Source organism: Streptomyces sp. NPDC020917 (assembly GCF_044333795.1).
Taxonomy (GTDB): Bacteria; Actinomycetota; Actinomycetes; order Streptomycetales; family Streptomycetaceae; genus Actinacidiphila.
The window spans coordinates 549113-560567 of sequence record NZ_JBIRRR010000001.1; the positions used below are offsets into that span (position 1 = coordinate 549113).

An 11455-nucleotide genomic window follows, 5' to 3' on the forward strand; every position below is an offset into this window, starting at 1 on the left:
GTTCCGGGCGGCCCGCGGCCCGGCTCGCGCCGCCAATCGGGGGGTCCCGCCCGGGTCCCGCCCGGGCCGCGCCCGGGCTCCGTGCGAGCCGGTGGAACGGCCCTACGCGCGCACCCCGCACAGGTGCAGCAGCGCCGCCACCTCGCGGTAGGGATCGGTGCGGCCGGCCCGCTCCTCGGCCTCCAGCAGCAGCCGCAGGGCGTCCGGGTCCTGCGGGGCCCTGGCGTCGTCCGCGGCGGTGTCGGTGAACACCCGCACCCCGTACCAGGCGCGCAGCGGCACCCCGACACCGGCGAGCGCCGCGGCCAGCGGCTCGCGCCGGTCGGCGCGCGTGGCCAGGCCCAGCCGGTTGGTGTAGGCGTCGGAGCCGAACGCGGCGACCGCCTGCTCCCAGTCGCCCAGCAGCCCGGGCCGCATGGCCAGCGCGTCGCCGTTGCGGACCAGCAGCGAGAGCAGGCCGCCCGGCGCCAGCAGCCCGGCCAGCGCCGCGAGCAGCGGCTCCGGGTCCGGGACGTACATCAGCACGCCGTGGCACAGCACCACGTCGAAGGAGCCGGCACCGAAGAGCGTGCCGGCCCGGCGGCCGTCGCCGTGCACCGCGGCGAACCGCTCCCGCACCTGCGCGGGCTCGGTGGCGACCGCGGCCCGCAGGGCGGCGAGCATCGCCGGATCGGACTCGAGACCGGTCACCCGATGACCCGCCCGGGCCAGCCGCAGCGCCTGCGTCCCCTGGCCGGGGCCGACGTCCAGGATCCGCAGGCCGGCGGCCCCGGAATCCGTCGATGTGCCGGTGTCCCCGGCGCCGGAACCCCGCGCATCAGGGCGCAGCGTGGCGAGCTGCTCGTCGAGCTGGCGGGCGACCAGTTCCTGGCGGACGGTGTTCCGCAGCCCGCTCAGACCGGCGAGCCAGCCCTGCGCGCCGCCGGTGAACCCGGCGGCTCCAGGGCCGGCGGTCCCGGCGCTCAGAGCTTGGTGCCGCGCGACACCTGCGGCTTCGGCAGCCTCAGCCGGCGCATCTGGAGCGTGCGCATCAGGCCGTAGGCGACGGCGCCCTTGGCGTTCTTGTCGGGGAACCGCTTGCGCAGCTGGCGGCGCAGCGAGAAGCCGGTGACGAAGGAGTCGACGACGATCGCCACGATCACGATCAGCCACAGCAGCAGCGAGATGGTCTGCAGCGAGCCGACGCGGACGATGCTGAGCACCAGGATGAGCACCGCGATGGGAAGGAAGAACTCCGCCACCCGCATCCGGGAGTCCACGAAGTCGCGGACGAACTTGCGCACCGGGCCCTTGTCGCGGGCCGGCAGGTACCGGTCGTCGCCGCCGGCCAGCGCCTCGCGCTGCTTGGCCATGTCGGCCCGGCGGGAGTCACGCGCCTGGCGCGCCGCCGCCTTGCGGTCGGTCGGGGCGGTCACGGTCCTGCGCCGCTGGCTCTGGGCCTCGCTGCGCTTGGGAGTGGGGCGACCCTTGGGAGCCTGCGGGTCGCGGGACTGATCGTCGAGCACCGCGGTGGTCGAGACCTGCTCATCTTGGGAACGACGTCGGAACACGCCTCCCAGGTTACGTGAGCCCGGGCCGCCACCCCAGCCCCTCACCTACTCCCTGGGCCTGAGGTCACCGAACCGTGATCGTCCTTGGGGATGAGCGCATCCGGACCCGAACAGTGCGGTAATGGAACCATGGCCCGTAGGCTTGGGTCTGTAGAGGTGCTGGAGCAGTTGCCGAGAAGGGGGCGCGCGAGGCCCATGAGCGGTGTCATGAAGCGGATGGGACTGATCTTCCGCGCGAAGGCCAACAAGGCCCTGGACAGGGCTGAGGACCCGCGCGAGACGCTCGACTACTCGTACCAGAAGCAGCTGGAGCTGCTGCAGAAGGTGCGTAGGGGCGTGGCGGACGTGGCCACTTCCCGCAAGCGGCTCGAGTTGCAGCTGACCGAGCTCCAGAAGAAGTCCGCGACCTACGAGGACCAGGGGCGCAAGGCGCTCGCCCTCGGGCGTGAGGACCTGGCGCGTGAGGCGCTGTCCCGGCGGGCGGCGCTGCAGCAGCAGGTCACCGACCTGGAGACGCAGCACACGCAGCTGCAGGGCGAGGAGGAGAAGCTCACGCTCGCCTCCCAGCGGCTGCAGGCCAAGGTGGACGCCTTCCGTACCAAGAAGGAGACCATCAAGGCCACGTACACCGCGGCCCAGGCGCAGACCCAGATCGGGGAGGCCTTCTCGGGCATCTCCGAGGAGATGGGCGACGTCGGCATGGCGATCCAGCGTGCCGAGGACAAGACCGAGCAGCTGCGGGCCAGGGCCGGCGCCCTGGACGAGCTGGTGGCGTCCGGTGCGCTCGACGACCCGAGCGGTCTGGCCAAGGACGACATCCAGGCGGAGCTCGACCGGCTCTCCGGCGGCAGCGACGTCGAGCTGGAGCTGCAGCGGATGAAGGCCGAGCTGGCCGGCGGGAGCGCCCCGCAGGCGATCGAGGGCGGCCAGGGTGGCCAGAACACCCAGGCCCAGCCGCAGGACACCCCCAGGCTCGACAAGCAGTAGCCACCGCGCCCGCTGCTCACGTCCTGTCACGTCCTGCCGACTACGGGCTTTACGGAGGAGGCCGTCATGATCGTGCGGATCATGGGGGAGGGCCAGGTGGAGCTGGACGACGCCCACCTCGCCGAGCTGAACACGCTGGACGACGAACTGCTGGCCGCGGTGGAGTCGGGTGACGAGGAGGGCTTCCGGCGCACGCTGGGGGCCCTGCTCGACGGGGTGCGGCAGCTCGGCACGCCCCTGCCCGACGACGTCCTGGAGCCGTCCGGGCTGATCCTGCCCGCCGCGGAGGCCACCCTCGACGAGGTGCGCAAGATGCTCCACGACGAAGGACTGATCCCGGGCTGAACCCCGCCCGGCGGACCCGCCGACCCGGCGCCGGACCCACCCGGCGCCGGGAGCCGGGTACGGCACCGGGGGTGCTGCTGGGCAGGAGCCGTCATTTACGGTTGCCTACTGTGCAGCACCCCGCCCGGAAGGCGCTGGCCGGCCCGTACCTGTGGCTGCGCGCCCACCAGAACACCGCCGACGCCGGCCTGGCCGCGGCCGCGTTCGCCGTGCTGCTGGTCGGCACGCTCGTCGGCGGCGCCGGCCTCTACCGGCTGGGCCCGCTGGAGAGCGTGCTGGCCGGGCTGGCCTGCGTCTCGCTGGTCGCCCGGCGCCGCTGGCCCTGGGCGGTGCTGCTGTTCACCTGCGCCCTGGCGGCGCTGTTCATCGTGGTGAGCCCGGTCGACGGGCGGGTGCCGGTGGTGCTCGCGGTGGCCGTCGCCCTGTGCACCGTGGCCGCCCGCACCGACCGCGTCACCACCTGGACCACCGGCCTGGCCGCCGGCGCGGGCCTCACCGGGCTCGGCATGGGCTTCGGCCCCGGCCCCTGGTACTGCCAGGCCAACTTCGCGGTGCTCGCCTGGACCGGGATGGCCACCGCCGCGGGCGACGCGGCCCGCAGCCGCCGCGAGTACGTGGCCGCCATCGAGGAGCGCGCGGTGCGCGCCGAGCGGTCCCGCGAGGAGGAGGCCAGGCGCCGGGTCGCCGAGGAGCGCATGCGGATCGCCCGCGAGCTGCACGACGTCGTCGCCCACCACATCGCCCTGGTCAACGTGCAGGCCGGGGTCGCCGCGCACGTCATGGACAACCGCCCCGACCAGGCCAAGCAGGCGCTGGCCCATGTGCGGGAGGCCAGCCGCTCGGCCCTGGACGAGCTGCGGGCCACGGTCGGCCTGCTGCGGCAGTCCGGCGAGCCCGAGGCGCCGATGGAACCGGCCCCCGGGCTGGGCGTGCTGGACCAGCTGCTCGACGGTTTCCGCCGCGCCGGGCTGCGGGTCGAGGTGGAGTGCGCGGTGGCCGGGCGCGAGCTGGACGCGGGCACCCGGCCCTGCACGAGCCGCGCCGAGAGGGCGGCCGGTGGCCCCGGTGCGGAGGACGGCAGCTCTGGTGCGGAGGACGGCGGTTCCGGCGTGGAGGGCGGTGGGGGAGCGGCCGCCGCGCTCCCGGCGAGCGTCGATCTGACCGCGTACCGGATCATCCAGGAGTCGCTGACCAACGTGCAGAAGCACGCGGGCCCGGACGCGGGGGCCGTCGTCCGGATCAGCAGGAAGCGGGACACGCTGGAGCTGGTCGTCGACGACGACGGGGCGCCGGGCACCGCGACCTCGCTGCTGCCGCCGCCCGGCCTGCCGCGCCCGGCTCCGCCGCCGGGCGGCGGGTCCGCGGCGCCGGAGGCGCCGACGTCCGGCACGGAGGCGGCGCTGTCAGGCGGGCACGGCCTCCTCGGCATGCACGAGCGGGCCAGCGCCCTCGGCGGGGTGTGCCGCACCGGTGCCCGCCCCGGCGGCGGATTCCGCGTCTGGGTCCGGCTGCCGCTGTCCCTGCCCCCGCGCTCGCGCCTCCACCCGCCCGCCGCGGACGGCGGGGCCGCCGGATGACGGGGCCCGGGGCGGGGACGCCGCACGGTCCGGCGGACGCCGGTGCCGCCGGAGCCGGCGCCGGAGAGGACCGTGCCGGAGAGGACCGTGGCGGACAGGCCGGTGCCGAACCGGCCGCGCCGCTGCGGGTGCTCATCGCCGACGACCAGGCGCTGATGCGCGGCGCCCTGCGGATACTGGTGGAGTCCGAGCCGGACCTGGCCGTCGTCGGCGAGGCGGCGGACGGCGCCGAGGCGGTGGCGCTGACCAGGACGCACCGGCCCGACGTGGTGCTGATGGACATCAGGATGCCCGGCACCGACGGGATCGCCGCCAGCCGCGAGATCACCGGCGACCCGGCGCTGGCGGGCACCGCGGTGCTGGTGCTGACCACCTTCGAGGCCGACGAGTACGTGGTGCGGGCGATCACCGCGGGCGCGGCCGGCTTCCTCGGCAAGGGTGCGGAGCCCGACGAACTGCTGGGCGCCATAAGGACGGTGGCCCGCGGCGAGGCGCTGCTCTCACCGTCCGCGACGAAGAGCCTGATCGCCCGGTTCGTCGCCCAGCAGCAGGGCGACGGCGGACCGCCGCGCGAGGTTCCGGGGCTGGCCGCGCTGACCGTGCGGGAGCGCGAGGTGCTGGTGGAGATCGCGGGCGGCCTGTCCAACGACGCGATCGCCGAGCGGCTCGGCGTCAGCCCGCTCACCGTCAAGACCCACATCAACCACACGATGGCCAAGCTCGCCGCCCGCGACCGGGCCCAACTGGTCGTCGCCGCCTACGAGTCGGGGCTCGTGCGCCCGCACCCCCGGTGACGCACCCGCGGTGACGCACCGCGGTGACCGGGAGTGTCACAGGAACCACGGCGACGGCACGTACGGCGCGGGCGGACGCATCCCGCGCAGGCACACGTAGCCGCCGCTCGCGACCGAGAGACCCGCGGCGATCCCCACGTCCACGGCCCACTCCTGCTCCGCGGTCAGGCCCGCCACCCGCACTGGCCGGCCCTGCGGCATCGTCAGCAGCGCCGCGGTGAGCAGCCGGGTGGCCAGCCGGCGGGAGGTCGCCGCGAGCAGTTCCACGCCGTCGTCGTGCGCGTAGCAGTAGCCGCTGCCCGCCAGGTCGTCGACCACCAGCAGGCGGTGGTGGCGCAGGAGTTCGTCGTGGTCGGGGCCGTGCGCGCCGCCGCGGGTACGGCGGTCGACGGAGTCCATCATGTCCCGGCTGCGCGGCGTCCCCGGATGCACGGCGCCGTCCAGCGGCGCGAGCCCCGACGGGTCGACGCTCCCGCTGAGCACCATCGCCGGATGCAGGGTGAGGCCGGCCCTGCGGTAGGTGCGGGCGGCCACCGGGTTCGGCGGCGCGACGATGACACCGCGCAGGCACGCCTTGCCGTGCACCAGGGCCCGTGCCATCAGGGCCTTGCCGACGCCCTTGCCCTGCGCACCGGGCAGCACCGCCAGCAGCGACAGGCCCCAGGTGCCCTCGCGCCGGGTGGACAGCACCGCGCCGAGCGGCCCGGCCTCCTCGTCCTGGGCGATCCAGCAGCCGCCGGGGTCGGTCCTCGCCAGGTGCCGGTGGTGGCTGCGGTCCCGGGCGGCGTGCTCCGCGTCGTGGGCGCGGCCGCCGGGGGCGCCGGGGGATAAGCGCGCGTCCCTGCCGGACGCGTCGCCCGGCAGCGTGCGGGAGGGGCCGAGAGCGGCGGACGAGATCATCCGCACGGCCTCGGCGTCCTCCTCGTCGTCGCGGACGGGTCGAAGGATCACCGATCCATCATTGCCCGCCGCCCTACGGCAGGGCCAGCATCTGCTCCAGCGCCAGCTTGGCGAAGTGCTCGGTCTCCGCGTCCACCTGGATGCGGTTGACGGGCTTGCCGTCGGCCAGCGACTCCAGCGCCCACACCAGGTGCGGCAGGTCGATCCGGTTCATCGTCGAGCAGAAGCAGACGGTCTTGTCGAGGAAGACGATCTGCTTGTCCGGGTGGGCCTTGGCGAGCCGGCGCACCAGGTTCAGCTCGGTGCCGATCGCCCACTTGGAGCCGGCCGGCGCGTCCTGGAGCATCCGGATGATGTGCTCGGTCGAGCCGACGTGGTCGGCGGCGCGCACCACCTCGTGCCGGCACTCGGGGTGCACCAGCACGTTGACGCCGGGGATGCGGGCGCGGACGTCCTCCACCGAGTCCAGCGAGAAGCGGCCGTGCACCGAGCAGTGGCCGCGCCACAGGATCATCTTCGCGGCGCGCAGCTCGTCGGCGGTCAGCCCGCCGCCGGGCTTGTGCGGGTTGTAGACCACGCAGTCGTCCAGCGTGAGGCCCATCTCCAGCACCGCGGTGTTGCGGCCCAGGTGCTGGTCGGGCAGGAAGAGCACCTTCTCGCCCTGCGAGAACGCCCACTCCAGCGCCCGCCGGGCGTTGGAGGAGGTGCAGATGGTGCCGCCGTGCCGCCCGGTGAACGCCTTGATGTCCGCCGAGGAGTTCATGTACGAGACCGGGACGACGGTGTCGGCGACGCCCGCCTCGGTCAGCACGTCCCAGCACTCGGCGACCTGCTCGGCGGTGGCCATGTCGGCCATCGAGCAGCCGGCGGCCAGGTCCGGCAGGATCACCTGCTGCTGCTCCGAGGTGAGGATGTCGGCGGACTCGGCCATGAAGTGGACACCGCAGAAGACGATGTACTCCGCGTCCGGCCGGGCCGCCGCGTCCCGCGCCAGCTTGAAGGAGTCGCCGGTGACGTCGGCGAACTCGATGACCTCGTCGCGCTGGTAGTGGTGGCCCAGGATGAACACCCGGTCGCCCAACCGGGCCTTCGCGGCGCGGGCGCGCTCGACCAGGTCGGGGTCAGAGGGCGCCGGCAGGTCCCCCGGGCACTCGACGCCGCGCTCGCTGCGCGGGTCGGACTCGCGGCCGAGCAGCAGCAGGGCCAGCGGCGTGGGCTGGACGTCCAGCGGATCGTTCAGCGTTTGAGTGGTGGTCACGGGCCCGTAGCCCTTTCTTTGCGGCGCAGACCTTTTCGTCTACTTGACGCTATCTATGATAGCCCGTTCGTGTCAGATTGACGATGGGCGTCTCGTCGATGTGACGCATTCGCCGGAGACGGGGCGCGCGCGAGCACACGGCCGCACCTTGCGGCCGTGTGCGAGCATGGAGAGGACAGGTCACCGCGGACCCGCTGGACGCGGCCGGCCGGCCGCACGGCAGACGCACGGCGCGGAATGAATCCGAGCGGGTACCGGTTGAGCATCGGTAGCCAGCAGTCCGTACAACCCGGGAGTGAAGCACATGACGGTTCAGGACGAGACCACCGCGAGCGAGGGCATCCTCCTGTCCGACGCCGCCGCCGGCAAGGTGAAGAGCCTGCTGGAGCAGGAAGGCCGCGACGACCTCGCGCTGCGCGTCGCCGTCCAGCCCGGCGGCTGCTCGGGCCTGCGGTACCAGCTCTTCTTCGACGAGCGTTCGCTCGACGGCGATGTCGTCAAGGACTTCGGCGGCGTCAAGGTCGTCACCGACCGGATGAGCGCCCCCTACCTGGGCGGCGCCTCCATCGACTTCGTCGACACCATCGAGAAGCAGGGCTTCACGATCGACAACCCGAACGCCACCGGCTCCTGCGCCTGCGGCGACTCCTTCCACTGAGCGCCCCTTTATTGCCGCCGTCTCGCCTCCGGGCCCTTTTGGGCCCGGTGTCTGCCGGTCGATCGTGCTCGGCCCCTCGTCCCTCGGGGCCTGCGCGCGTTCTCCCTCCAGGCACCGGCGGGCCCTTTGGCTCGACGGCTACACGGGCGTAACCCGGGAACGGCATGGGGAACCGGCCCGCTCGGGCGGTGACACAGAGGAAAAAGACAAAACACGAAAGCGGCGGCACCCCCACCAGGTGCCGCCGCTTTCTGTTGGCAGTCGGTCACTGTCCCCTGACCGGCTGCCCGTCAGTGGCGTCCACGACCTTGCGGTCGCCGAGCGGCTGCTTGAGCGTCACCTGGGCGGTGAGGGCCTTCTCGATCATCGGGCAGACCTTGCCGGGCTTGGCCGGGGTCTCCGTCACCTTGACCGCCACCTGGGTGGCCGTCTCGTCCGCCGTCGCCTGGTAGGTACCGCACAGCCCGCCCCAGAAGGTGACGGTGAGCGTGGTGCCCTTCGCCTGGTAGGCGGTGAACTTCACGGCGTGCGGCGCGCGGGGGTCGGCCGGCTGGCCGGGACCGGTCTGCATGGTTCCGCCGGGGTTGACGGGCGTGACCGGGGTCACCGGGGCCACCGGAGTGGAGGTCGAGCCGTTCCCGTAGACCACGTACTTCGGGTCCACCGCCGGCTGCGCCACCACCGACGTGGTCTTCACGCCGGCCTGCGCGGTGGCGAACAGCCACGACGGCACGAGGGCCTGGGCCCCGTCCACGTACTGCGTCGCGAGGCCGAAGGTGGCGCCGCGCACCTCCGCCGGGTGCCGCTGCGGCGGCAGGCACGGCGTGCTGCGCCGCAGGTCGTCCCCGCCGGTTCCCGGCGCGAGGGGCGTCATCGTCGGCACCGGCAGCCGGCACGAGGCCGCTCCCGCCGGCTCGGCGACGGGCTTCGCGTTGAGCTCGGCGAGCGCCTTCGCCGCCGTCACCACGGGGTAGGTCGCGCCCTTGGCGACCGTGGCGAGCCGGCCGTTGGCCGTGGTGATCAGACCGTCCGCGCCGACCTGGACCGTGGTGGCCCAACCGTGGGTGGGCAGTCCGCCGACCACCGGATCGGCCTCGACCAGGCGCAGCGCGCCGATCGTCTGCGAGGCGTCGGTGTGCGCCCCCGACAGGCCCAGGCCGGCGAGCAGCGGCTGGGCCTTGGCCAGCGCCTGCTGGGCGCTGACCGGCGGGGTGGCGTCGGTCAGCGCGTTCGAGGAGCTGCTGGAGGAGCCGGACGCGTTCGTCGTGCTGCTCGTGCTGCTCGTGCCGTCCGGGCCTGCGACGCCGGTGCTGCCGGAACCGCTGGAGCCGTCGGAGCGCAGCGGGTGCATGACGTGGTCCGGCGGGGTCACCGCCGTGGGCGGCCCGAGCCGGGAGTACGTCCAGGAGCCGGGCGCGTCCTTGGCCACGAGCAGCGACGGGCCGCCGCCGTCCGCGCTGCCGCCCACCCGCCAGGACTCGCCGACCGTCGCCACCGCGCCGCTGACCCCGAGCAGGGTCGCCAGGTGCTGCACGGCGCTCTGGGTGACGGCTCCCTGCGTCCGGTACACCGGCGCGGACGCGGGCCCGCTCGGCAGCGTGCCGGTCAGCCGGTAGCTCCCGCCGCCGGCCACGGGGGTGGCCGCGTCGCCGGACACGCCGACACCGGGACCGTCGAAGCGCAGCGGCTGGGACGCGCCCTGCGAGGTCCGCCCGGCGCCGTCCGTGCTGTCGCCGCCGGACGCCGTCGCCCAGTAGGCGCCGCCGCCCCCGGCCACCAGCACGGCGGCGGCCACCGCCACGACCGTCAGGCGCTGCCGGCGCCCCGGCCGGTCCTGCGGGTGCTCGTGTGCCGTGTCGCCGCCGTCGGCGGCAGCGGACGTTCCGGTGTCGGGACCGGGCGCGTGGCTCGGCTCGTCGCTGTTGTGGTCGTGGCGCTCGGTGCTCACCGCGTGCTCCTTCGGCTCCGTCTACCGTCAGGTGCCGATGTGACGCGGCCGCCCGCCTTCCGGTTCCGCTCCCCGTCCGGTGCGCCGCCGAGCGGTCAGTCGCCGTAGTCCGGCATACCGCTCACCACGTGGGCGGATGCGGCCGGCACGGTGATGCCGTGCAGACTGGCCGGGGCCACCGCATCGGGCTTCTTCGCGGCCGGGGCCTTCCAGTGCTCCGCCATCCGCCGGCAGTCCCCGATCAGCTCCTGCAGTGATTCGGATTCGCCGACTGGTGCGGAGGGGAGAACGAGTGGCAGTTTGTTGTCGCCCATACGCCCGACCCTAGGCACGCGGAACGCATGGAGAAAGCCCTACTATCGGGTAGTTTCAGCGTGTCCCGTCCGTACCGCCCATCCCTCTTCAGGAGCCCGCCGCCGTGCGTATCGCCGTCACCGGATCCATCGCCACCGACCATCTGATGACTTTTCCCGGCCGGTTCGCCGACCAGCTGGTGGCCGACCAGCTGCACACGGTGTCGCTGTCCTTCCTGGTCGACGCGCTCGACGTGCGGCGCGGCGGAGTGGGCGCCAACATCTGCTTCGGCATGGGCCAGCTGGGTGCCCGGCCCATCCTCGTCGGCGCGGCAGGCAACGACTTCGGGGAGTACCGCGCCTGGCTGGAGCGGCACGGGGTGGACACCGCCTCGGTGCGCATCTCCGAGGTGCAGCACACCGCGCGCTTCATCTGCACCACCGACCAGGACCACAACCAGATCGGCTCCTTCTACACCGGCGCGATGAGCGAGGCCCGGCTGATCGAGCTGCAGGCCGTCGCCGACCGGGTCGGCGGCCTGGACCTGGTGTCGATCGGCGCGGACGACCCCGAGGCGATGATCCGGCACACCGAGGAGTGCCGGACGCGCGGCATCCCGTTCGCCGCCGACTTCTCGCAGCAGATCGCCCGCATGGACGGCGACGACATCCGGGTGCTGCTCGACGGCGCCGCGTACCTGTTCAACAACGAGTACGAGAAGGGCCTGATCGAGACCAAGACCGGCTGGACCGGCGCGGAGATCCTGGGCCGCGTCGGCACCCGGGTCACCACGCTCGGCGCGCACGGCGTGCGGATCGAGCGCAAGGGCGAGCCGGACATCGAGGTGCACTGCCCCGAGGAGGACGCCAAGGTCGACCCGACGGGCGTCGGCGACGCGTTCCGGGCCGGCTTCCTGTCCGGCCTCAGCTGGGGCGTCGACCTGGAGCGGGCCGCCCAGGTCGGCAACATGCTGGCCACCCTGGTCATCGAGACCCTCGGCACGCAGGAGTACGAGCTGCGCCGCGGCCACTTCATGGAGCGGTTCACCAAGGCGTACGGCGACACCGCCGCGGCCGACGTGCAGCAGCACCTCGCGCACTGACGGCGGCACCGGGCCGGGAGGGGTTTCTCCCGGCCCGTCCTT

At 73.8% G+C, this 11455-nt stretch carries 12 protein-coding genes; 6 read left to right on the forward strand and 6 right to left on the reverse strand.

Translation table 11 applies throughout. The annotated features are described in order from the left end of the window. Positions 1-102: 102 nt before the first annotated feature. Positions 103-966 carry a class I SAM-dependent methyltransferase gene (locus tag ACH4TG_RS02335; protein WP_398240466.1) on the reverse strand — a complete coding sequence of 288 codons (864 nt, stop codon included), beginning with the start codon at positions 964-966 and terminating at the stop codon, positions 103-105. Next, on the reverse strand, positions 963-1550 hold the full coding sequence (locus tag ACH4TG_RS02340; protein ID WP_398239902.1) for a DUF3043 domain-containing protein: 588 nt from the start codon (positions 1548-1550) through the stop codon (positions 963-965). The genes ACH4TG_RS02335 and ACH4TG_RS02340 overlap by 4 nt, the downstream gene beginning before the upstream one ends. Positions 1551-1745: 195 nt before the next feature. On the opposite strand from ACH4TG_RS02340, the gene ACH4TG_RS02345 reads away from it, so the two are divergent. The 4 genes from ACH4TG_RS02345 to ACH4TG_RS02360 all read left to right on the forward strand — a co-directional run bounded on the left by ACH4TG_RS02345 (position 1746) and on the right by ACH4TG_RS02360 (position 5253). Next, the gene (locus ACH4TG_RS02345) at positions 1746-2537 is read left to right on the forward strand and encodes a PspA/IM30 family protein (protein ID WP_398239904.1); all 792 of its coding nucleotides are present in this window, start codon (positions 1746-1748) and stop codon (positions 2535-2537) included. Between the two features lie 66 nt (positions 2538-2603). Further along, positions 2604-2882, forward strand: a complete 279-nt coding sequence (locus ACH4TG_RS02350; RefSeq protein ID WP_398239905.1) for a hypothetical protein — start codon at positions 2604-2606, stop codon at positions 2880-2882. A gap of 110 nt (positions 2883-2992) precedes the next feature. Next, positions 2993-4459, forward strand: coding sequence for a sensor histidine kinase (locus ACH4TG_RS02355; protein ID WP_398239907.1), 1467 nt, complete (start codon positions 2993-2995; stop codon positions 4457-4459). After that, on the forward strand, positions 4456-5253 hold the full coding sequence (locus ACH4TG_RS02360; RefSeq protein WP_398239909.1) for a response regulator: 798 nt from the start codon (positions 4456-4458) through the stop codon (positions 5251-5253). The genes ACH4TG_RS02355 and ACH4TG_RS02360 overlap by 4 nt, the downstream gene beginning before the upstream one ends. 36 nt (positions 5254-5289) lie before the next feature. On the opposite strand, the gene ACH4TG_RS02365 is transcribed toward ACH4TG_RS02360, so the two are convergent. Next, the gene (locus ACH4TG_RS02365) at positions 5290-6204 is read right to left on the reverse strand and encodes a GNAT family N-acetyltransferase (protein WP_398239911.1); all 915 of its coding nucleotides are present in this window, start codon (positions 6202-6204) and stop codon (positions 5290-5292) included. A gap of 22 nt (positions 6205-6226) precedes the next feature. Further along, a complete protein-coding gene (gene nadA / locus ACH4TG_RS02370) occupies positions 6227-7411 on the reverse strand; it encodes a quinolinate synthase NadA (RefSeq protein WP_398239913.1) in 1185 nt (394 codons plus the stop codon). 304 nt (positions 7412-7715) lie between these two features. On the opposite strand from nadA, the gene ACH4TG_RS02375 reads away from it, so the two are divergent. Then, entirely contained in the window at positions 7716-8069 is a 354-nt protein-coding gene (locus ACH4TG_RS02375; protein WP_398239915.1) for a HesB/IscA family protein, read from the forward strand. Positions 8070-8334: 265 nt separating this feature from the next. On the opposite strand, the gene ACH4TG_RS02380 is transcribed toward ACH4TG_RS02375, so the two are convergent. After that, entirely contained in the window at positions 8335-10017 is a 1683-nt protein-coding gene (locus ACH4TG_RS02380) for a hypothetical protein (protein ID WP_398239917.1), read from the reverse strand. Positions 10018-10112: 95 nt separating this feature from the next. Beyond that, the gene (locus ACH4TG_RS02385; RefSeq protein ID WP_398239919.1) at positions 10113-10331 is read right to left on the reverse strand and encodes a hypothetical protein; all 219 of its coding nucleotides are present in this window, start codon (positions 10329-10331) and stop codon (positions 10113-10115) included. A gap of 104 nt (positions 10332-10435) precedes the next feature. On the opposite strand from ACH4TG_RS02385, the gene ACH4TG_RS02390 reads away from it, so the two are divergent. Then, positions 10436-11413, forward strand: coding sequence for a carbohydrate kinase family protein (locus ACH4TG_RS02390; protein WP_398239920.1), 978 nt, complete (start codon positions 10436-10438; stop codon positions 11411-11413). Positions 11414-11455 lie beyond the last annotated feature (42 nt).

What these genes read in the sequence shown, in the direction of transcription:
- ACH4TG_RS02360 (WP_398239909.1), top strand. Translation starts at nt 4,456, where the DNA reads ATGACGGGGCCCGGGGCGGGGACGCCGCACGGTCCGGCGGACGCCGGT.
- ACH4TG_RS02385 (WP_398239919.1), bottom strand. Translation starts at nt 10,331, where the DNA reads ATGGGCGACAACAAACTGCCACTCGTTCTCCCCTCCGCACCAGTCGGC.
- ACH4TG_RS02375 (WP_398239915.1), top strand. Translation starts at nt 7,716, where the DNA reads ATGACGGTTCAGGACGAGACCACCGCGAGCGAGGGCATCCTCCTGTCC.
- ACH4TG_RS02345 (WP_398239904.1), top strand. Translation starts at nt 1,746, where the DNA reads ATGAGCGGTGTCATGAAGCGGATGGGACTGATCTTCCGCGCGAAGGCC.
- ACH4TG_RS02350 (WP_398239905.1), top strand. Translation starts at nt 2,604, where the DNA reads ATGATCGTGCGGATCATGGGGGAGGGCCAGGTGGAGCTGGACGACGCC.